Source organism: Peribacillus cavernae (assembly GCF_003989135.1).
Classification (GTDB): domain Bacteria; phylum Bacillota; class Bacilli; order Bacillales; family DSM-1321; genus Peribacillus; species Peribacillus cavernae.
Genome location: NZ_RYZZ01000001.1, coordinates 209,126 through 230,187, shown reverse-complemented (window position 1 = coordinate 230,187; position 21,062 = coordinate 209,126). Strand labels below are relative to the sequence as shown.

Annotated in this window: 19 protein-coding genes; 17 read left to right on the top strand and 2 right to left on the bottom strand. The window is 41.1% G+C overall.

The window, feature by feature from the left end; translation table 11 throughout:
- Positions 1 to 327 precede the first annotated feature (327 nt).
- Genes ELQ35_RS01160 through ELQ35_RS01135 form a run of 6 tightly spaced genes read left to right on the top strand, consistent with a single transcriptional unit; the run spans position 328 to position 5,406 of the window.
- Positions 328 to 1,122, top strand: coding sequence for an IclR family transcriptional regulator (locus tag ELQ35_RS01160; RefSeq protein WP_126863017.1), 795 nt, complete (start codon positions 328 to 330; stop codon positions 1,120 to 1,122).
- Complete coding sequence (locus ELQ35_RS01155) at positions 1,119 to 1,541, top strand: Rieske (2Fe-2S) protein (RefSeq protein ID WP_126863016.1); 423 nt, start codon at positions 1,119 to 1,121, stop codon at positions 1,539 to 1,541. Before ELQ35_RS01160 ends, ELQ35_RS01155 begins: the two co-directional genes overlap by 4 nt.
- Before the next feature lie 28 nt (positions 1,542 to 1,569).
- Positions 1,570 to 2,664: an amidohydrolase family protein gene (locus ELQ35_RS01150; protein ID WP_246025927.1), complete on the top strand. Its 1,095-nt coding sequence runs from the start codon at positions 1,570 to 1,572 to the stop codon at positions 2,662 to 2,664.
- 49 nt (positions 2,665 to 2,713) lie between these two features.
- Positions 2,714 to 3,808: an amidohydrolase family protein gene (locus ELQ35_RS01145; protein ID WP_126863015.1), complete on the top strand. Its 1,095-nt coding sequence runs from the start codon at positions 2,714 to 2,716 to the stop codon at positions 3,806 to 3,808.
- A 37-nt stretch (positions 3,809 to 3,845) separates the two neighbouring features.
- On the top strand, positions 3,846 to 4,961 hold the full coding sequence (locus tag ELQ35_RS01140; RefSeq protein ID WP_221884941.1) for an amidohydrolase family protein: 1,116 nt from the start codon (positions 3,846 to 3,848) through the stop codon (positions 4,959 to 4,961).
- A gap of 7 nt (positions 4,962 to 4,968) precedes the next feature.
- Positions 4,969 to 5,406: a Rieske (2Fe-2S) protein gene (locus ELQ35_RS01135; RefSeq protein ID WP_126863014.1), complete on the top strand. Its 438-nt coding sequence runs from the start codon at positions 4,969 to 4,971 to the stop codon at positions 5,404 to 5,406.
- Here ELQ35_RS01135 and ELQ35_RS23625 read toward each other — a convergent pair.
- Positions 5,374 to 5,628 carry an IS1096 element passenger TnpR family protein gene (locus ELQ35_RS23625; RefSeq protein ID WP_370873407.1) on the bottom strand — a complete coding sequence of 85 codons (255 nt, stop codon included), beginning with the start codon at positions 5,626 to 5,628 and terminating at the stop codon, positions 5,374 to 5,376. The two genes, ELQ35_RS01135 and ELQ35_RS23625, sit on opposite strands and share 33 nt — an antisense overlap.
- A gap of 628 nt (positions 5,629 to 6,256) precedes the next feature.
- On the opposite strand from ELQ35_RS23625, the gene ELQ35_RS01125 reads away from it, so the two are divergent.
- From ELQ35_RS01125 to ELQ35_RS01095, 7 genes are all read left to right on the top strand, one after another.
- Positions 6,257 to 7,237, top strand: a complete 981-nt coding sequence (locus ELQ35_RS01125; RefSeq protein ID WP_246025926.1) for a sugar-binding protein — start codon at positions 6,257 to 6,259, stop codon at positions 7,235 to 7,237.
- The gene (locus ELQ35_RS01120) at positions 7,234 to 8,682 is read left to right on the top strand and encodes a sensor histidine kinase (RefSeq protein ID WP_126863011.1); all 1,449 of its coding nucleotides are present in this window, start codon (positions 7,234 to 7,236) and stop codon (positions 8,680 to 8,682) included. Before ELQ35_RS01125 ends, ELQ35_RS01120 begins: the two co-directional genes overlap by 4 nt.
- A complete protein-coding gene (locus ELQ35_RS01115) occupies positions 8,663 to 10,072 on the top strand; it encodes a response regulator (RefSeq protein WP_126863010.1) in 1,410 nt (469 codons plus the stop codon). Before ELQ35_RS01120 ends, ELQ35_RS01115 begins: the two co-directional genes overlap by 20 nt.
- Positions 10,073 to 10,247: 175 nt before the next feature.
- Complete coding sequence (locus ELQ35_RS01110; protein WP_126863009.1) at positions 10,248 to 10,754, top strand: DinB family protein; 507 nt, start codon at positions 10,248 to 10,250, stop codon at positions 10,752 to 10,754.
- Positions 10,755 to 10,985: 231 nt separating this feature from the next.
- Positions 10,986 to 12,263, top strand: a complete 1,278-nt coding sequence (locus ELQ35_RS01105) for an ABC transporter substrate-binding protein (RefSeq protein WP_185861603.1) — start codon at positions 10,986 to 10,988, stop codon at positions 12,261 to 12,263.
- A gap of 69 nt (positions 12,264 to 12,332) precedes the next feature.
- A complete protein-coding gene (locus ELQ35_RS01100) occupies positions 12,333 to 13,310 on the top strand; it encodes a carbohydrate ABC transporter permease (RefSeq protein WP_126863008.1) in 978 nt (325 codons plus the stop codon).
- Positions 13,310 to 14,131: a carbohydrate ABC transporter permease gene (locus ELQ35_RS01095; RefSeq protein ID WP_126863007.1), complete on the top strand. Its 822-nt coding sequence runs from the start codon at positions 13,310 to 13,312 to the stop codon at positions 14,129 to 14,131. Before ELQ35_RS01100 ends, ELQ35_RS01095 begins: the two co-directional genes overlap by 1 nt.
- A 220-nt stretch (positions 14,132 to 14,351) precedes the next feature.
- Here the strand turns inward: ELQ35_RS01095 and ELQ35_RS01090 are convergent, their stop codons facing one another.
- Positions 14,352 to 14,726, bottom strand: a complete 375-nt coding sequence (locus tag ELQ35_RS01090; protein WP_126863006.1) for a coiled-coil domain-containing protein — start codon at positions 14,724 to 14,726, stop codon at positions 14,352 to 14,354.
- Between the two features lie 419 nt (positions 14,727 to 15,145).
- Here ELQ35_RS01090 and ELQ35_RS01085 point away from each other — a divergent pair, with 419 nt between their 5' ends.
- From ELQ35_RS01085 to mngB, 4 genes are all read left to right on the top strand, one after another.
- Positions 15,146 to 15,574, top strand: coding sequence for a bleomycin resistance protein (locus ELQ35_RS01085; protein ID WP_246025925.1), 429 nt, complete (start codon positions 15,146 to 15,148; stop codon positions 15,572 to 15,574).
- A gap of 32 nt (positions 15,575 to 15,606) precedes the next feature.
- Entirely contained in the window at positions 15,607 to 16,356 is a 750-nt protein-coding gene (locus tag ELQ35_RS01080; RefSeq protein WP_126863004.1) for a MurR/RpiR family transcriptional regulator, read from the top strand.
- A gap of 112 nt (positions 16,357 to 16,468) precedes the next feature.
- Entirely contained in the window at positions 16,469 to 18,409 is a 1,941-nt protein-coding gene (gene mngA / locus ELQ35_RS01075) for a PTS 2-O-a-mannosyl-D-glycerate transporter subunit IIABC (protein ID WP_126863003.1), read from the top strand.
- Between the two features lie 33 nt (positions 18,410 to 18,442).
- Positions 18,443 to 21,052 carry a mannosylglycerate hydrolase gene (gene mngB / locus ELQ35_RS01070; protein ID WP_126863002.1) on the top strand — a complete coding sequence of 870 codons (2,610 nt, stop codon included), beginning with the start codon at positions 18,443 to 18,445 and terminating at the stop codon, positions 21,050 to 21,052.
- The last annotated feature ends 10 nt before the right edge of the window (positions 21,053 to 21,062 follow it).

Sequence of the window (21,062 nt, the reverse complement as noted above, 5' to 3'; positions counted from 1 at the left end):
ATTAGAAAAAATCATATCAGCCATCCAATTGGTTGTCAATGTTTTCTGAAAGTTATTACTATTCGCATAAATGGTTAATGCGAGATACCGGATAATGAAATTTGTGTTAAAAAAGTGTTCTTCGAGAATTCGAGGCGTTTCAAAAAAGTCATGAGGAGTTTTATAGAAATTGTATAAATAACTATTGCAAGTAGTTAGAATATTCTATACAATTAATATACCAAATTCGACTATCTATTTGGGATATTTTTTATCTTATAATATGGTACGTTGTCCCAAATAACGGAATAATTAATCTGGACTCTAACACTAAAGGAGTTTAAGAAAATGAGTACACGATATTCAAATAATGTGATCTCGAAAACGTTTGCAGTATTAAAGGCCTTTACTGATGAAAAAGCAGAATGGGGTGTTCATGAGCTAGCCCGAGATCTGGGTATCCCAACAAGTTCTTTACATCGAATTCTCAAAACCTTAAGAGATGAAAATATGTTGGAAGTTTCATCAGTCACTGGAAAGTACAGTTTTGGTCCGGAAATGATCCGCATGGCTTCCATCATCTCATCCCAAGCGACTTTAAAAAAAGTAGCAAAACCTTTTATGGAAAAGTTGGCTTCAACATTAGACGAATCCATATATCTTGCACAATATAATCCGTCTCATAAAAAGCTGGCCTTTATTGACAGTGTTCATGGTTCGCATGCATTGCAGTATGTTCTTGGAATCGGTCTATTACAATCGATCACAATAGCTGCAAGCGGTAAAGCAATTTTAGCCTTTCTTGATGAAAAAGAGCTGGAGGATGTCTTTAAAGCAGAAAACGTCGATAAGGTAAAAAGAATCGAACTCAAGAATGAAATTGAAAAAATTCGTGATGATGGTTATATAATCACAGCCAACGAGCGTCTGTTGGGTTCTTTGAGTGTTGGTGCACCTATATTCGATGCCTCGGAAAAAGTAATTGGAAGCATTATTTATACAGTACCTGTCGACCGTTTTGATAAAACGAAGGAACAATTAATTATTAAATTAGTGATGGAGGAGACAGGGGAAATCTCAAATGTTCTAGGTTATAAAAGGGAAGCAACCTTATTAAAACGTTCGGGAGCGGATGTGGAATGAAAAAGCATATTGTTGCAACCGTTGAAGAAATTCCAGCAGGAGAGAAAAAGTTTATTTCCGTAAATGGAAAGTCTATTTGTGTTTTTAATGTGAATGGTGAGTTCTATGCCTTAAGAAATTCTTGCCCGCATCAAGGAGCTGAGCTATGTAAAGGCAGTGTTGGCGGTATGACTGTTTATAACGGCAGCAGTTCGGAGGGCTTCGATGTTTCTTTTGTTAAGAAGGGTGAAGTTCTTCGTTGTCCCTGGCATGGCTGGGAGTTTGATATAAAAACAGGAAAATCAATAGTTGATCCAAAACGGTGCTTGGTAAAAAGTTATGACGTGACGGTAGAGGAATCTGATGTAGAAATGATAAATGCACAAGTGGAGACGTACCTCGTCACTATAAAATCTAACTATGTTCTTGTTCATGTATAAGCTTTTAGAAATGCAGGAGGTGTTTCGTATGGCCAAAATAGAGGAACAAAAAGCGATGGAAACAGGGAAAAAGTTAAATGGAATTATCGACTGTGACGTTCATCCTCATCCAAAAAGTTATCAAGTGATTCAATCCTATATGTCTGAACCATGGAAAAGTCGTTTTAACGCTCAAACTGGGTTAAGGGGGATGTATGATAATCCGATTCATGTGAATCGATTAGATTCTGTTACACCAGATGGAGGATACCCATGTTCCGACCCAGAGTTTACACGAAAGCAGCTACTAGATGAATACGGCATTAATTACGCGATTTTGCTGCCTCGCGCTTTTGTTTCGCGATATTCAAACCCGGATTTTGCAGCAGCTATCGCCGCAGCTTTTAATGACTGGCTTGCCGCTGATTGGCTTGACAACAATAACGATGATGGTCGCTATAAAGGATCTATCACCGTTGCTCCACAAAATCCCCAGGCTGCTGCACGTGAAATCGAGCGTTGGGCTGGACACCCTCATTTCGTGCAAGTCATGATGGATTCTGGATCAACTGCTCCTTATGGACAACAACAATTTCACCCGATCTATGAGGCATGCGAGAAGCATGGTCTGCCGATCGCTTTCCATCCGGGAACGGAAGGAGTTGGTATAAATCAGTCGCATGTTGCTGGATATCCAACAACGTATATGGAATGGCACACCTGTTTGCCGTTATCGGCTCAAGCTCATCTTGTTAGTTTTATAACCGAAGGGGTATTTGAAAAGTTTCCTAGATTAAAGCTAGTTATGGTCGAAGGCGGCTCCGCATGGCTTCCTTCGCTATTATGGCGCTTAGACAGTGAATGGAAACCTTTACGCGAAGAGGTCCCATGGGTGAAAAAGCGTCCAAGTGAATATATAAAAGAGCACGTCCGTCTTACTTCTCAACCGATCGAAAGCCCGGATGACCCGAAGCATCTTTTGATGAATTTTGAAATGATGGACGCCAAAAATATTCTTATGTTTTCTACAGACTATCCACATTGGGATTTCGATTCACCAACGAGATCTTTTCCTAAAATGCCAGAGGATTTAAAACGACGAATCTTTTTCGAAAATGCAAAAGAGTTGTATAACCTTGAATAAAGGCATTAAACACGTATGTTAGTAATCTACCAAGAGAGGAGAATTAATAATGGATGATGCGATCACGCTGAAAAGTGAAAACTTCAGAAATGAAGCCAGGACTGGGGTAATTGATTGCGACGTGCATAATGCGGTCCCTTCGATACAAGCTCTTTTCCCCTATCTGGAGGACCGCTGGCGCGATTATGTGGTGGAACACGGAATTAAGAGTTTGGAGCCCAATTACTATCCTAGGGGTACCCCTCTGTCTGCAAGGCCGGGTTCCGAATTGCCTAATGGCCATCCGCCGGGCTCCAATCTTGACGTATTGCGCCAACAAGCGCTAGACCCTTGGAATGTGCAATATGCCATTCTTAATTGTCTTTACGGAGTTCAAATGATTCACAATGAGGACTGGGCGGCAGCCATGGCCCGGGCAGTTAACGATTGGCAAAATGCCGAATGGCTGGAGAAGGAACCAAGACTGCGTGCTTCCATTGTCGTCGCCAGTCAAAATCCGGAACAGGCTGCGGAGGAAATTCATCGGCTGGGTGAGCACCCGGGGTTCGTGCAAGTTCTTTTGATGGTCCATTCCGAAATGCCCTACGGAAAAAAACATTATTGGCCGATTTACGAAGCGGCCCAGCAGTATGGTCTACCTATAGGGATTCATGCCGGCGGGGTTACAGGTTATCCGACGATGCCGGTCGGTTGGCCTTCTTATTACCTCGAGGATTACGTCAGTCAGTCGCAAGCTTTCCAGTCGCAAATCGTGAGCTTGGTAAGCGAAGGCGTCTTCAAAAAATTCCCTCAGCTTCGAGTGGTCCTGATTGAAAGTGGTTTTACCTGGTTACCATCACTGATGTGGCGATTCGATAAGAATTGGAAAGGTTTACGCAGGGAAGTACCGTGGGTGAACCGTTTACCGTCAGAAATAATAAAGGAACATATCCGTTTGACGATCCAGCCGCTCGATGAATCACCGAAGCCCGAACACCTGTTGGAAACCATAGAACAGATACGTTCCGAAGACATGCTGCTCTTTTCAACCGATTATCCGCATTGGCACTTCGATAAGAATGAAGAAGCTCTCCCAGCGAAACTCCCTCCTAGGTTGGAGAAAAAGATATTATCGGAAAATGCCCGTTCGGTTTACCGTTTTTAACACAAAGCCTTGAGTATGAATAGTAAGGAGGAAAAACATGATGATGATAAATTCTGTAGCGAAAGAGGCCAAGCGAAAAACCGGCAACCGCTTCATCGATTGCGATATCCATAATGAAGTTCCTTCCAATGAAGTGCTGAAGCAATACCTTCCCTTACGTTGGAGGAAGTATATGGATATGGTTGGCCTGCGCAGCTACCATGGTTTCGTCCAAAGTGTACCTTACCCAAAGGGCAATCCGGGTGGAACACGGGCAGACGCCTGGCCGCCCAATGGTCAAATCCCCGGTTCCGATCTGAAATTCATGCAGGAACAACTGCTGGACCCTTTGAATTTGGAATACGGTATCTTAAACTGCCTGTATCGTGTCGGAGAACAACTTAATGATGAATACGGAGCCGCGTTAGCCCGGGCGGTTAACGATTGGCAGATCGCCGAATGGTTGGACAAGGAACCAAGGCTGCGCGCTTCGATTGTCATCCCATACGAGAACGCTGATATGGCGGTAGAAGAAATCAATCGGGTCGCTAGCCATTCTGGCTTTGTGCAAGTTCTAATTATGCCTCGTACCCGGGAACCGATGGGTCGGCGTAAATATTGGAAAATCTATGAGGCAGCGGAAAACCATGGCCTACCGATCGCCGTTCATTTTGGCGGTTTGGGCGGAAACGCAATCACCTCCTCGGGGTTTCCTTCGTACTATATCGAGGATCACACCAGCATGGCACAGGCCTTCCAATGCCAGGTTATCAGCATGGTTTGTGAAGGGATATTTGAGCGTTTTCCTAACCTGCAAGTCGTGATGCTCGAAGGCGGGTTTGCTTGGATGCCTTCCTTAATGTGGCGGCTTGATAAGCACTGGAAGCGGCTAAACGAAGAAGTGCCATTCTTGAAGCGGAAACCGTCAGAATATATTCGCCGGCATATGCACTTTACGACTCAACCGATTGAAGAACCGCCTGTTCCTGAATATCTCCTACAGGTAATCGAACACCTGGGATCGGACGACATGCTCATGTTTGCTACGGATTATCCACATTGGGATTACGATTCGCCAGATCTAACATTTGATGCAAAATTTCCAGAAAAATTAAAACAGAAATTCTTCTATAAAAACGCTCAGTCTTTATACCGGTTTCCAGATAAGGAGTAATGTAAATATGCAAAAATATGTAGTGGCAACTGCAGATGAAATCCCACCTGGTCAACGGAAGATCATTAAAATTGCCGGGAAATCCATCGGTATTTTTAACATTAACGGTGAATTCTTCGCTATCCGAAACAGATGCCCTCATGGTGGTGCTCCACTTTGCGAAGGAGTTTTGTCGGGTTTTGTCCAGTCGCCCGTCCCGGGTGAATACACTTACACTCGAAAAGGCGAGATTATCCGCTGTCCATGGCATCAATGGGAATTCGATGTCAAGACAGGTCAATCCTGGGTCGATCCAGTCAAAACGCGTGTTCGTTCCTACGAGGCTAAGATAGAGCAAGGGTGCTCTTTAGTTAATCCTGCCGAGATCGAATTGGAGAAAGGACCGTTCGCGGCCGAAACCTTCTCTGTATCCTTAGATAAAGATTACGTAGTCCTTGAGATCTAACCTTGCACATTCCAGTAATTCTTCTTTTCCTTCCTTGTTGTTTTTTCCTTTAAGCATGAAAACCAACTTGGTATATTCACGGACCCCTCCGACATCTTCAGGAGGGCAAGCGCGTTTCCCATTTAAGCAAACTGGATGCTCAATCAAATCATCATCTTTTATCATTTTTTCTAATAGGATAGTATGTTCCCTATGAATATAGTAAAAGAAAAGCCGCAACACTTTTAATAGCGTTGTGGCTTTTCTCTATTGGCAATCTAACGATTCCCAATGCCGAAGACTGACTTATAAACAAACTTACAGATCTTTAAAAATACAGCAGTATCATTTTGATCCACCCTAACAAAGAAACCCACAACGGAATACTTAACATTACTCCCCAAACAAACCCTTTTGGGAAATTACCAACCTCATGATCCATATAACAACACCCCTAGTGATTGATATAAGAAGTTTTTACAAAGGTTGTATTATTTATTATAAGACAAGGCTATTGTAAACTCTGTCATAATCTGATGGCGAAACGTGAAATAAAATAGGTTATAGTGGAATTAGAAATATCTATTACGTTTATTAAGATACGGCAGCCTGGAAAAAAGCGGGAGATCAATAGGACGGAGCTTTTTTAGTATATAGTAAGATGAAGTGGGAATTTGGATCATCAAGCGAAAACAACCCCGATTTAAGCGGAAAAACTATAATCAAGCGAAAACAACACTGATTCAAGCGAAAAAACAAATAATCAAGCGAAAACTGTGCTTATTTAAGCGAAAAGCTTATTTTAGGCTAAGGTACTTTACGTTTTTGTTATGAAAGCAAAAAGAATTTTAAATCAGGTGATGCCATGACAATGAAACGTTCGGTTTATTTTCTTCTATTGCTGCTATTTGCACTAAATCTCTTCTTTATGCTTTATTACGGCAAGGAAACATTTCAGGTTCAGGAACGGGTGGATCCGCCTCATGCATATGATTATCATTTCGTTTTAATATCTGAAGAAATTGATAATGAATACTGGAGGTTAATCGAAAAAGGGGCCCGTGATGCTGCTAAGAAGAACAATGTTTATCTGGAATATCTCGGCCCAAAGCAGGTTGATAACGTGGAGCAGTTGAAGTTTATCGATAAAGCGATTGCTGGCAAGGTGGACGGAATGATGGTTCAAGGGGTTGCAGGTCCCGTCTTTGCCCAGCTTGTAAACAAAGCGTTTGAGCGCGGGATTTCGGTTGTGACGGTTGATACCGATGTGGCAGACAGTGAGCGGAGAGCCTATGTTGGATCAGATAATTATCAAGCGGGTGTCATAGCGGGAAACGCGTTGATTAAGGATACAAAAGGAAAGCAGTATGTGGGAATTGTAACCGGAAGATATGAGGCATCGAATCAACAGCTGCGTATCAAAGGGTTCAAGGATGCGATCAAACAGGAGCATCGTATTGAATTGGTAGATATGGAAGAATCGAATATTACAAAGAGCGGGGCGCTGCAAGCGACATATGATTTATTGAGAGCGCATCCTTATTTAACAGCTTTTTACGGGACCAGTGCGATTGATGCATCTGGGATTGCTCAGGTGGTCAATCAGTTTCAATTAGAGCCAAGGCCCTATATTATTGGTTTTGATATTTTACCGCAAACGCTTAGTTTGTTAGAAAAAGGGTTCATAGATGCGACTGTCGCGCAATATCCTTATGAAATGGGATATCAAGCGGTAGAAGCACTTCTCCAAATAAAACAAGGTGAAAAGTCAAAAGCGCTGCAATATACCCAGACGAAGGTGATCCATCGTGACGAAATTCCAGCAGTGCATAACAGGGAGCCGAACGAATGAAAACGATCCGGACTAAGCTGCTTCTTTACTTTTTTGTCTTTGTGGTGTTGTTTAATGTGGTGTCTATTTCGATTTATTTCAGCAGCCGGTCTCTTTTATCGGAGTACGATGCAAGCTTTGAACGTTTTTTACTGTTGAATCAAATTTCGCAAACCTCCAATCTGTTATATGAAAAAACCAATGCCTATGTCGTAGAGAAAAATCAAACAACGATCGGAGAGTTTCATAAAGTCCGCCGTCAATTGGACGACGATCTAGCAGAATTGCAAACAAATGAAAATAGTCTTGATCCCGTCCAGCTCCAGAAATATATCAATACCATCAAAAACTTTGTCCAAGAATGTGAGATTACGATTGGTCTTGTCATCCGGGACGATATTGATCAATACACCAAGCATCTGAAGGAGGCACGAACGACCTCCTCATACCTTAAAGAAACCACGTTGGATCTCATTGATTTAGAATTAACAGACTATCAATCTTTCTTTGCCGAAATGGAAATAAGAAATGAATCGTTCAAGTGGTTCACTCTGTTCCTGTTTAACACGACTGTATTATTGGCGATTTCTTTTGCGTTATGGTTTTCAAGAGGCATTAACCGCCCGATCCAGAGCCTTTCTAAAGCGGCCCAGGAAATCTCCACGGGTAAGTTTGACGGTCAAGCTGTACAAATTGAATCCAATGACGAATTAAAGCTGCTCGGCAACTCGTTTAATACGATGCGTGACAATATCCGTCAATATATCATAGAAATCGAAGAGAAATCAGAGCTTGACAGGCTGTTCAAAGACTTGGAATTAAAACATCTGCAGAATCAGATTAATCCTCATTTTCTGTTTAATACATTGAATACGGTTTCAAGAATGGCCTATCTAGAAGATGCAAAAGAGACATCGCGTTTGATAGACTCTGTCTCCGCTTTATTGCGTTACAGTTTAGGAGATAATAATAAGTCCGTTTTATTACGAGAAGAGGTAAATGTTGTAACCGACTATTTCTATATCCAGCAAACCCGGTTTGGCGATCGGATTACGTTTCAGAAGCATGTGGAAGCGGACTGCTTGGATATTGACATACCTAGTCTGACCTTACAGCCGTTAGTTGAGAATGCTTTCATTCACGGAGTGGAAGGCAAGGAAGAAGGAGGAGAAATTTCTCTTTATATTTATAAGGAAGGTCAAAACACGATCGTAGAGATTACGGATAATGGCACAGGGATGACCCAGGAGCAAATCGCTGCTTTATTAACTCTGTCATCAAATAGGCATGAACCGCCGCACGTTGGCCATTCTACCGGTCTCGGTTTGAAAAATGTCATTCGGCGCTTGCAGTTGTTTTATCAATCTGAACATGTCATTGAAATCTGTTCAGCGCCCGGACAGGGAACATCGATAAAATTGATAGTGCCGGTTAAGGGGGATTCTTATGAACGTAATGATCGCTGATGACGAAATGCTCGAACGAAAGGCGATGAAAAAATTTTTAGAAGAAAACTTCGATAATATAAAAGTGATAGGAGAGGCCTCCAATGGACGGGAGGCGATTGAATTAGCAGAACAGCTACAGCCTGATTTTATCGTGATGGATATTAAAATGCCAGGCATCAATGGAGTAGAGGCAATCAAACAGATACGAAAAAAACAGACGAACATCAAATTTATCATGGTTTCGGCTTATGATTCATTTGCATACGCGAAAGAGGCCATGAAAGAAGGCGTAAAAGAATATATCTTGAAGCCGGCGAGAAAAGAAGAAACATTGCAGGCAATAGTAAGAGTCTGCGAGGAAATTAACAACGAGAAAGCGGCATCCGATCAGCAAAAAGAATCTCTCTATCTTGCTAAAGAAAACTTTCTGTTAAAGATTCTCCAATATGATGTGAGCGGGGAACTGCTGAAACAGCAAAAGCAGCTCTATCCCGAAATGAAAAGCGGTTTTTTCTTTGTGGCCGATATCGAAGAAAGCCAGGATGGCATTCGACTTCTGGAATTGCTGCATCAGCATTCTCCATTTCCATATACAACCGTTCATTATGGAAATCACTATGTAACCTTGTTCATTTATCCAAAAGAGCAGCCTAAGCTGGATGCACTCGTTTTAGCGAAAAAAATCATCGCGGCTTCTTCATCAGGCATCACGATTGGGATCGGCTATCCTTATTCAAACGTCAGGCAGCTTCCCAAATCCTATCAAGAAGCCTTGCAAACGCTGCGGGCATTAAAGAAAGACAATAGGACTCTGTACAGTCTGCCTTTTGTAAAGAAAGAGGAATCGCTAGAAGAATATGAAGAATTATTTATCTATCTTTATCAGGGGAGTTTTCCATCGGCCTGGCCAATGGCTGAGCTGCTTTTGAGTAAAATGGAACAACCCGAATTGTATATAAGAATCAGAGAACGATTGGTCCGGGAAGCGCTTCCGATTGACGATCTCTCCATTCCGCAAACACAAACTGAATGGAAGGAATTCATCCAAACTCTATGTTTGAAGGCACTGGATTATCATCATTCGAAAAATCCGATTGAAAAAGCGAAAAAGTATATCGATTTGCATTACCGGGAACCGATCACTCTGGAACAGGTAGCCGAGCATGTGAAGCTTAGCCCGACATACTTTACAAAGCTTTTTCGCGAAAGTGCGCAAATGACATTTATCGATTATCTGACTGAGACCCGGCTGGCACAAGCAAAACAATTATTATCTGAAAATACCTATAGTTTAAAGGAAATAAGCTATATGATTGGCTATAAGGACCCTAACTATTTCAGCAGGGTGTTTAAAAGGAACTATCAGATGTCGCCGAAGCAGTTTAAAAAGCAGCGTTTTGGTGACTGATCCCTTCATTCCATCCTTCCTGTCAAAATATAGACCGAATAAAGAACACCGGGAACCATGAGATCTCTGTTTTCATTTTTGACAGGCTTTCGAACCTAATTTAAAGGGATACACGAGCATTTGCAGAATTAATCTATGACTAGTTTTAAAATTATTAGTATAGGGAGGCAATAATGTGAATGTTTCGCTACAGTTCTTTGACTATCATTTGTGGGCCAACGCTCTTGTGTTTAAACATGTAAAGGAACTTCCGGCTGATATTTATCATCAAGAAGTACAAAGTTCGTTCCCGTCTTTATATGAGACTTTTTTTCATATGTATCAAGTGGATCATGTATGGTTAAGCACGCTAAAAAAAGAGAGTTTCGATAAAATAGCGGCGGATGTTCAGCACTTAAAAGACAAAAACCAAGAAAAAAGCATTGAGGTATTAGAAGAGAGTTTCATTCAAATGGGTGAGAAGTACAATCAATTTATCCAAAAGCTTGAAGACTTGCATGCAAAAATAAGTATCCATCATCCAAGTTATGGAACGTTGACGACAAGTTATTTTGAACTTCTTCAACATGTGGTCAACCATGGAACCTATCATCGCGGAAATATAACATCTATTTTGAGACAACTGGGATATCAGGGACAGCCCACTGATTATGTTTCATATTTGTATGAAACAAAAGATTAAGTTCACCAAAATGCTCAAGACCTTATACTTGCATTAAGATAGAGAACCTATTTTTTGAAATAGGTTCTTTTAATGTGACAACAAAATATGTAATGGCGGTCCAGATTTCCGGATACTAAAAAAGTACAGAAATTCGTAAGAAAGTACAGAAAACTTCATCTCTAGAATGCCAATCTTTTTTTTATAATAGAAGTGTAAACGCTTCCAACTATATGCAAGGGGGATGAAAGTTTGAAAAAAAAGATATGGCTTACGATTGTTTTGGTGTTTGCCTTAATGCTTTCCGCCTGCAGCTCATCCAGCAGCTCAGGAGATAGCGGGGATAAAAAGGATTCCGGGAAACTGGAAATCTTCAGCTGGTGGACCGGGGCTGGGGAAGAGGACGGCTTAAAGGCCTTAATTAAGCTATTCGAGGAGAAATATCCGGATGTCCCAATTGAAAATGCAGCCGTGGCCGGTGGGGCAGGAACCAATGCGAAAGCGGTTCTCGCAAGCCGGATGCAAGGAAATGATCCCCCGGCAACCTTCCAGGTGCATGGCGGCGCTGAATTGAATGAAGGCTGGGTAAAGGCCGGGAAAATGGAACCGATTGACGATTTATATGAGAAAGAAGGCTTAAACGATAAGTTTCCCAAAGATTTAATCGATATGGTAAGCAAGGACGGAAAGATTTATTCAGTACCTGTGAATATTCATCGCGGAAACGTTCTCTGGTACAACAAAAAAGTATTTGAAGAAAATGACCTGGAAGCACCGACGACGTTTGATGAGTTTTTTAAAGTGGCGGATCAGTTGAAAGCAAAGGGAATCACTCCATTAGCGCTCGGTGATAAAGAGCCGTGGACAGCGACCCAAGTATTTGAAAACGTTTTGTTAGGGAAATTGGGTGCTGAGGAGTATCTTAAGCTCTGGAACGGTGAACTTGCCTTTGATGATCCAAAAGTAGTCGAGGCCATTGAAACGTTTAAGAAAATGCTCTCTTACATTAACGAAGACCATAGCTCACGGAACTGGCAGGATGCGTCCCAATTAGTAGCAAAAGGGGAAGCTGCGATGAATATGATGGGTGACTGGGCAAAAGGCTACTTTGTCAATGACCTGAAGCTTAAAGTAAATGAAGACTTTGGCTATGTTGCGACACCTGAAACAGAAGGACAATTTATGGTTATCACCGATACATTCGGGCTTCCAAAAGGGGTCAAAAAGGCAGATGACGTAAAGAAATTCCTCGCTGTCTTAGGTTCAGTAGAAGGCCAGGATGCCTTTAACCCGTTAAAAGGTTCGATTCCTGCCCGCACGGATGCAGATGTCTCTAAATACGACCAATACGGAAAAGACACAATGGAAGATTTTAAAGCAGCGAAATTGGCACCAAGCTTAGCTCATGGTTCCGCGGCACCTGAAGGCTATGTAACGAAAGTCAACCAGGCCGTCAATATTTTTGTGACGCAGAAAGATGTGAAAGGGTTTGTTGAATCTCTTAAAGCAGCATCTTCTGAACTGAAATAAATGATCAGAAAAGAGGTTGTGATTCCGTGCTTCCTCTTTTCTTTTTACACCATTAAAGGAGGCATAGGGATGGAGCAAGTTATCGCCAAAGAAACTCAAACAGCAGGACCGTCCATTGGCATACCCCGGAAAAAGAAGCGGAAATTAACGAAAGATCATCTTCTCGTACTTGCATTTATTACCCCTTCTATTCTATTCATAACGGTCTTCGTCTACGGATTTATCGGCTGGACGGGTTATGTATCACTTAGCAACTGGAATTCACTGGTTCCTGATTTTTCATATGCAGGACTGAAAAACTATCAATTCTTATTTAACGATTTTCGTTTCCAGGCCGATTTGCGCAACACGCTTATCTTCACTGTTTTATTTATCGGAGCCAGTATTGTCACTGGCCAGTTTCTGGCAGTGTTATTGGATCAAAAGATAAAAGGAGAATCGCTCTTCCGGAACATCTTTTTCTTCCCGATGGCGTTATCTTTTGTCGTAACAGGAGTCGTTTGGCAATGGCTGTTAAACCCATCTACCGGAGTGAACCTCTTTATGAAAAAGATCGGGCTCGATTCGAGGTGGTATACCGATACGAATATCCTCGCAGGATTTCAGTGGGGGAAAATTGAATTTGGGATTCCAGTCGCGATTATCGCGGTTGTCATTGCGGCGGTCTGGCAGATGACCGGCTTCTCGGTTGCGATGTATTTGGCTGGCCTCAGGGGAATTCCGGATGAAGTAAGGGAAGCCGCACGGATGGACGGTGCTTCCGAGTTTCAAATCTACCGTAAAATTATTCTTCCATTGCTTCGGCCGATCACCGTCAGTGTTGTTATTATTATGGCGCATATTTCCTTGAAAATTTTTGACCTTATTTATGCGATGACCGGATCGGGGGCGAACTTTGTCACCGATGTTCCCGGTGTTTACATGTTTGAAACGACCTTCCGTGGCAACTATTACGCAAATGGTGCGGCTATCGCGATCATTATGCTGATCTCGGTCGCGATCTTTATTGTTCCTTATCTGATCTCCAGCCGAAAGGGGGAATCGTAATGGCCATTAAAACATTAGCAAAACCATTGTTATATCTCCTGTTAATCGGACTGAGTCTATTATTCCTGATGCCCGTCTATGTGATGATTGTAACGAGCCTTAAGCCATTGGACCAGGTTACCTTAAGTGAAATGTGGAAGCTGCCGGCAACTCTTGATTTCAGCAGTTACGCGACGGCCTTTTCCAAACTTGCGCCTAATCTGCTGAATTCTTTTTATCTCGTCATTCCAGCGACGATATTATCGGCGCTCTTAGGATCCTTAAACGGTTATGTATTATCAAAATGGAAGTTTAAAGGAGCAGACACGGTTTTTACCTTGATCCTATTTGGGATGTTTATTCCCTACCAGAGCATTTTAATTCCGATGATTCAGTTCTTAAGAGAAATTGGCTTGTACAACACCATTACGGGACTCGTCTTCGTCCATGTAGTGTACGGCATTCCGATTACAACGCTTATGTTCCGCAACTTCTATGCCGGAATTCCCGATGAAATGATTGAATCGGCCAAAATCGATGGAGCCGGATTTCTGCGGATCTTCCGTTATATTATCATTCCGCTCTCGATTACCGGCTTTGTCGTCGTCGCCATCTGGCAGTTCACAAACATCTGGAATGAATTCCTGTTTGCAGTGACAATTACGACATCCAGCCAGCAGCCGATCATGGTCGCCCTCCAGAATCTATCGGGAAGCCAGATCGTTCAATGGAATGTCCAAATGGCAGGTGCGCTGCTTGCTGCCCTTCCCACGCTTTTAGTCTATATTTTCTTAGGGAAGTTTTTTGTGCGGGGGCTACTGGCTGGGTCTGTGAAAGGGTGAGTTGTATGTTGTACGCTGGCTATTTACTTAACTGATCAGAGGGTACTTATTTTATAAAAAGAAATATCCCCATCGCTTCTGCTCAAAGTAGTGGGGATGTTTACTTTAAAAAAGTGCATTGAAAATCTCTTACGATATTGTTTCGGGTAATAAATAGAGAAGCATCAAAGAGGAGTGTGCAGGCTGCAGGAAATGATAAAAGAAGTTTGGAACATGCTTTCTATAACTCCAATCGTTTTTTGATGACGGCCACATCCCGTTCATTCCTGACTGTCTTTTCCCAAGTATGCTCCTGAAACGCAAGCAAATCTTTAAGTTTTTGATTAACCTGTTTAAAGTTAGCTTCGTTCTCCTTCCGCATCGCTGACTGTTCTTCCTCCACGTTTTGCATTCTGCTTTCCAGATTGTCCATTCTGCTTTCCAATTTGTCCATTTTGCCTTCGATGTTTTGCATTCTGCTTTCCAGGTTGTCCATTTTACTTTCCAGGTTTTGCAGTCTGCCATCCATCGTTTGCAGATTTTTGTTGAGATTTCCAACCATTGAAATGAGACTGATCAGCATTTCTTCGATTCTTTCTAAGCGCTTTTCTTCCATGAGTTATCACCTCCTTATTCATACATAATTCTACATCTTTTTCACAAGAAAAACTACCAATGATGGGAAGAAAACTGAGGGAAATGAGACTATTTTTTATATATGGAATGGAATAGAGAACGGGTACGAAGGATCCAGCTAATAAGCTTGTCCTGGTTACCAAGAAAAATACCAGCATAGAAGGCTTTTCTGGTATGGGACTATTTTTAGCTATAGAATATGGCTAAGGGAAAAACCGAGATGTAAACTGAATTGCTAATACGTTTTTGGTATAATGAAATATTAAAAGGTGTAATTTTATTTTCAATCCTCAACTACCTGACAGTTTAGTTCAAAAAGTTTGAGTGGGTTTTCGTGCAATCTTTCACCTGCAGGATGTTGCGATTTTAGAGGAGATGAATATATATATGGTGTTTAGAATGAATGCATTAGTACCAGAGTTATCTGTTTCAGATATAAATAAAAGTCTTAATTTTTATTTAAATATTCTTTTGTTTAAGTTAGAGTACCAACGTCCAGAGGATAAGTTTGCTCTGCTATCACTAGATGACTGTCAAATTATGATTGAAGAAATAAATGACTACTGGAAGACTGGGGAGCTATCTTATCCTTTTGGGAGAGGGATTAATTTCCAAATTGTAGTAAATAATAGTAACGAATTATATGAGAATGTGAGAATTCATCAGTATCCGATTAAGATAGAAATTCAGGATAATTGGTACAGAGCAGACACTAAATTAATAGGACAGAAAGAATTTTTAATCGTTGACCCAGACGGTTATTTATTAAGATTTGCTCAAAATTTGGGGGAAAGAGAATATGAAGAGGATCCAGTTGTTGGGGAGTAATTTGGAGAAGATACTCAGGGGTGATTTCTGAAATGCTTTTTGAGGAGCGGGCTCAAAAATTCGAATATAAGCTAAATGATACAGATGATCAAATTATTGAATATATCATTGATAATAAGAAAGAAGTAGTCAAGCTTTCGATTCAATCTCTCGCGTCAAATTTGTTTACTGTACCTAATACGATTACAAGACTTTCTAAGAAAATAGGATATGATGGCTACTCTCAGCTTAAGAACAGTCTGAAGGAAGAACTTTTTACAGAACAGGAGAATTTAGAAGACAGTTTGCACTTTAATCTGCAAAAAACGTTTAGTTTAATCGATATAGATAAGATTGCGATTGTGACTCGAATGCTGCATGAAGCGAAGCAGGTTCTTTTTTTCGGGGTGGGGGATACTGTTCCTTTCTGTGAGATGATGGTGAAGAATCTTAAAATTGTCGGAAAACAGTCCGAATTTTACATGCATCGCCATGAAATCATCCATGAGATAAACAAGCTTGATCAAGAAGATGTTCTTTTTCTCCTCAGTTTGTCGGGCGAAACCTCTCAGGTTTTAGAGATTGCCGCGTTAGGCAAGGAAAGAGGAGTCAAGATTATTTCACTCACTCATTTTACAAGAAACTCCTTGCAGAAGTTAGCGGATATACATTTATATTGTTATTCTCCAGGTAAAACGCTTAACGGCTATAACATCACCGATAGAACCCCGCTAATGATTGTTTTACGGACCTTATCCGAATATTATTGGGAGTCATCCGGCACTGTGTATAAATACACATGAAAGCGCTTTTACCAACCCTATACGTGTAAAAATAAGAAGAAAATCTCTTCTTATTTTTTTTATGCTACGATGAAAGTATCATTTACCATAGAGAAACAAAGGGGGTACAAGCGTGTTATTAAAAAGTCTTACCTCACCAGCCTTAACTAGCACGAAGCAGTCTTTTAGCTCTAAAGATGAAATTATAAAGTACTTGATTAAAAAGTTAGCCGAAGCAGGAAAACTGCATTCTGAGGAAACCTTCTATCAGGCTGTAATGGACAGAGAGAATTTATCAGCAACTGGTTTTGAAGGCGGGCTGGCAATACCTCATGGAAAGTCGACAGCCGTAAAAGAGGCTTCCTTTGCCGTCGCGACCCTTCAAAAGCCTTTAACTACTTGGGAAAGTATTGACCCAAATAATAAAGTGGAACTAGTAATTTTACTGGCTATACCAGAAAATGAAGCGGGTTCTACCCACCTTTCGTTATTATCTGAATTTGTGACAAGGCTATCTAATGAAGCTTATAAAAACCGTTTATTGACTTCGAAAACAAACCAGGAGCTATACAAGAATTTGGACCGTCTGGATGAGGAAAAAGCATTAGAAGTGAAGAAAATAGATAAGACCATACTAGCGGTTACCGCCTGTCCGGCAGGCATTGCGCATACTTATATGGCAGCGGAAGCTCTGGTCAAGGCAGGTAAAGAATTAGGTATCGATATATTTGTAGAAAAGCAGGGTGCAAATGGTATCGAAGACCGCCATACCAAAGGATTGTTAGCTAAAGCGGATGCTGTTATTTTCGCAGTGGACGTGGCTGTGAAAGATGAAGAAAGATATGCTCATCTTCCAAAAATTAAAACTTCAGTGGCAGCACCGCTTAAAAATGCAAAAGGGCTTTTAACGCAGGCTTTGGAGAAAGCTGAAAACACTCCAAAAAGAGATCATGCACCGGAAGAAAGCGCTTCAGAGGTTCCGGAAGAAAATGATAAGAAACGGTTCAAGACAGAAATAAAAGATTCTATCTTAACAGGTATATCCTATATCATCCCAATCATCGTGGCCGGTGGTATGACCTTGGCAGCAGCTGTTTTAATCTCACAGGCCTTTGATCTTCAGGATCTTTACAATGAAGAAGGATCATGGCTTTGGCTATTAAGACAATTAGGCGGAACATTATTAGGCCAGCTCATGGTACCGATTCTTGCAGGGTATATGGCCTACTCCATTGCTGATAAGCCGGCCTTAGCTCCGGGTTTTGCAGCAGGTGTCGCTGCTAACTTAATTGGCAGCGGTTTCTTGGGAGGTATGCTTGGTGGTATTTTGGCAGGTTATTTCCTTAAATTCTTAAAGCAATCTGTAAAACCGAGAGGAACGTTTGCTGGATTTATCAGCTTCTGGTTGTATCCTGTCGTTGGCACCCTCGTCGTTGGTTCGATTATGTTATTTGTTGTCGGAAAACCGTTAGCATTTATAAACACAGGTCTGATCGAATGGCTGCAGAGCATGTCCGGGACGAATGCGATTATATTAGGAGCTTTAATCGGTGCGATGGTATCTTTTGATCTGGGTGGCCCTGTGAATAAAGCAGCCTATACATTCTGTATTGGCGCAATGGCAAGCGGCAATTTTATTCCTTATGCTACTTTTGCTTCCGTGAAAATGGTATCGGCTTTTTCCGTCACCGGCGCAACGATTATTGGCAAAAAACATTTTACTCATTCAGAAAGAGAAGTAGGAAAACAAACATGGCTGTTAGGTTTAGCAGGAATAACAGAAGGAGCGATTCCGTTCATGATGAACGATCCACTCCGCGTTATCCCGTCTCTGATAGCAGGGTCGGCGATTACAGGAGCGATTGTTTCCTACTTCAACATCGGCTTAAATGTACCTGGTGCCGGGATTTTCTCACTGGCCTTGCTGCAAGGAAAACCTTTGCTGGCTGCTGGCGGAATTTGGTTCGGTGCGGCATTGATTGGTGCTTTGGTTTCAATGGTTCTTTTAATTGCAACAAGAAAAAGCAAATTAAATAAAGAAAAGCGTAAAAAAGCCTCACAAGCTGCTGCATAAGCAGCTTGTGATTAACATTGATAGGAGGACATCATGAAAAAAGTTCATATCGTTCCGCATATGCATTGGGATAGAGAATGGTACTTTTCAACCGAGGAATCGAGAATTTTATTAGTGAACAACATGGAAGAAATCATCGAGATGCTGGAGAACAACCCGGACTATCCTTATTATGTTTTAGATGGTCAAACGTCTATTCTTGAAGACTACTTCGCAGTGAAGCCTGAAAATAAAGAAAGAATCAAAAAACTCGTACAAGCGGGGAAGCTGATTATAGGACCTTGGTATACGCAAACCGACGAAATGGTCGTCGGCGGAGAATCGATTGTTCGAAATTTATTATATGGAATAAAAGATAGCGCAGAATTTGGCAGCCATATGCCTATTGGCTACCTTCCTGATTCATTCGGTCAATCTTCGCAAATGCCGCAAATTTTGAACGGCTTTGATATTAAATACTCGATTTTTTGGCGGGGAACTTCTGAACGCCATGGCACCGATAAAACCGAATTTTATTGGGAAACGGGTGACGGTTCTAAAGTGCTCGTTCAATTATTTCCTTTAGGTTATGCAATTGGCAAATACCTGCCTGAAGATAAGGAAAAGCTTCAAGAGCGCATTGACAAATATTTTGCCGTGTTGGACCGTGGTGCGACGACAGACAATATTATTCTGCCAAACGGCCATGATCAAATGCCGATTCAAACAAATATTTTTACGATTATGGAAAAGCTTCGAAAGCTATATCCAGACCGGGAATTCTTCCTAAGCAAATATGAAAACATCTTTGATGAATTAGAAAAAAATAAAGATTTACCAACGCTACAAGGTGAATTTATCGATGGAAAGTATGCACGCGTTCACCGCAGCATCTACTCTACTCGTATGGACATAAAGGCGGCAAACGCCAGAATTGAAAACAAGCTCACCAACATTCTAGAACCACTTGCAACGCTGGCATACAGCTTAGGCTTTGAATACCATCATGGGTTAATTGAACTCATTTGGAAAGAAATCATGAAAAACCATGCTCATGACAGTATTGGCTGCTGCTGTTCGGATAAAGTGCACCGGGAAATTTGCAACCGTTTCTTCCTTGCTGAAGAAAAAGTCGATCAACTAATTACTTTTTATAAGCGAAAAATTGTTGATTCCATGGATACTGATTGGAACTATGACCGTCTTACTGCCTTCAACTTGCTGCCGTATGATCGTGAAGAAGTGATTACAACTACTGTTATTTCTAAACTAAAGTCTTTTACGTTAATAGATGAAGCTTCCAACGAAATGAAGTTTGATGTTATTAACAGTGAGATTATTGACCCTGGATTAATAGACCGGCAGATTGTGCATTACGGGAACTATGATCCATTTATTAAATATACGGTTCAATTGAAGGACCGCATTCCTTCGTTAGGCTACAAAACGTATTTTGTGGTAGAAAATGAGGGAAGTATGAATAACTCAATCGTTTCTAAAGAGCAAATTGAAACAGACTTTTATGAAATTACCGTTAATCCAAACGGTACCTTAAATATCTTTGACAAGCGCTTAAACAAAATGTTCAACGAGGTTCTTTTGCTTGAAAATGGCGGAGATGATGGTGATGAGTATGATTTCTCTCCATTACCAAACGAAACATTAATCTACAGTGATCAAGTAAAGGCAAACGTAGAGATGAAGCAAAATCAATATGGGGCTGCCGTTGAGATTCAATACAATTTGGATGTACCGGAAGATTTGAATAAGCGAAAAGAACAGGTTGTCAATAGCTCAGTAGATGTTCATATCGTATTAACGATACCAAATCATAAGCCGATCATTGAAGTGAAATTAGAAATTAATAATCATGCCAAAGATCATCGTCTCAGAGCCCTGATCCCAACTGGTATCGCTTCTGCGTTCTCTGTTTCTGATAACCAATTTGGATTCATTAAACGTGATGTATACGATAGTGCGATGGATGTTTGGGAGCAGGAGAACTGGGATGAACGTCCGGACTCCATCTATCCGATGTTAAGCTTTGTTGGTTTATCAAATGAGGAGTATGGAATGAGTGTTTTAACAAATAGCACGAGAGAGTATGAAATTGTTGGTGATCAGTATGATACCATTGCTATTACACTATTTAGAAGTGTGGGCGTTCTTGGGAAAGAGAATATGCTCAGAAGACCGGGCCGTCCTTCTGGTATTAACTTGCCCACTCCTGACTCACAAATGCTTGGAAAGCTGACATTGGAATTTGCGATTGTCACACATCTACATGCTACCTTACAAGCAAATGTTGCACGTATGGCAAAAGAGTATCTAACACCGATTCACCTTTACAACAAAATTCCATTCAATGCAATGAAGCTAAACAAAGCAGAGGTTACAACTCCTGTCCAATTCAGCTTTTTAAAAGAAGAGCAACCAGAAGTTGTATTAAGCACCCTGAAAAAAGCAGAAAAGGATGAGCAATTTGTATTGCGTTTTTATAATCCAACAGACGAAGAAAAAACAGCTTCGTTTGAATTTAAGCGACCAATCCAGCAAGCTCACATAGTAAACCTTAATGAAAAATCTTCAGAAACTTTGGAAATAGAAGATAATAAGATTCAGTTGAAAGTGAAAACGAATCAAGTGAGGACGATTCTTTTTTAAGCTAGACTAT

Bases quoted from the DNA above. Each gene is read 5' to 3' on its own strand.
- ELQ35_RS01085 (WP_246025925.1), top strand. From the start codon at position 15,146: ATGAATGCATTAGTACCAGAGTTATCTGTTTCAGATATAAATAAAAGT.
- ELQ35_RS01100 (WP_126863008.1), top strand. From the start codon at position 12,333: ATGGAGCAAGTTATCGCCAAAGAAACTCAAACAGCAGGACCGTCCATT.
- ELQ35_RS01095 (WP_126863007.1), top strand. From the start codon at position 13,310: ATGGCCATTAAAACATTAGCAAAACCATTGTTATATCTCCTGTTAATC.
- ELQ35_RS01080 (WP_126863004.1), top strand. From the start codon at position 15,607: ATGCTTTTTGAGGAGCGGGCTCAAAAATTCGAATATAAGCTAAATGAT.
- ELQ35_RS01115 (WP_126863010.1), top strand. From the start codon at position 8,663: ATGAACGTAATGATCGCTGATGACGAAATGCTCGAACGAAAGGCGATG.
- ELQ35_RS01145 (WP_126863015.1), top strand. From the start codon at position 2,714: ATGGATGATGCGATCACGCTGAAAAGTGAAAACTTCAGAAATGAAGCC.
- ELQ35_RS01090 (WP_126863006.1), bottom strand. From the start codon at position 14,726: ATGGAAGAAAAGCGCTTAGAAAGAATCGAAGAAATGCTGATCAGTCTC.
- ELQ35_RS01160 (WP_126863017.1), top strand. From the start codon at position 328: ATGAGTACACGATATTCAAATAATGTGATCTCGAAAACGTTTGCAGTA.
- ELQ35_RS01135 (WP_126863014.1), top strand. From the start codon at position 4,969: ATGCAAAAATATGTAGTGGCAACTGCAGATGAAATCCCACCTGGTCAA.
- ELQ35_RS01155 (WP_126863016.1), top strand. From the start codon at position 1,119: ATGAAAAAGCATATTGTTGCAACCGTTGAAGAAATTCCAGCAGGAGAG.
- mngB (WP_126863002.1), top strand. From the start codon at position 18,443: ATGAAAAAAGTTCATATCGTTCCGCATATGCATTGGGATAGAGAATGG.
- ELQ35_RS01150 (WP_246025927.1), top strand. From the start codon at position 1,570: ATGGCCAAAATAGAGGAACAAAAAGCGATGGAAACAGGGAAAAAGTTA.
- ELQ35_RS01125 (WP_246025926.1), top strand. From the start codon at position 6,257: ATGAAACGTTCGGTTTATTTTCTTCTATTGCTGCTATTTGCACTAAAT.
- ELQ35_RS01140 (WP_221884941.1), top strand. From the start codon at position 3,846: ATGATGATGATAAATTCTGTAGCGAAAGAGGCCAAGCGAAAAACCGGC.
- ELQ35_RS01120 (WP_126863011.1), top strand. From the start codon at position 7,234: ATGAAAACGATCCGGACTAAGCTGCTTCTTTACTTTTTTGTCTTTGTG.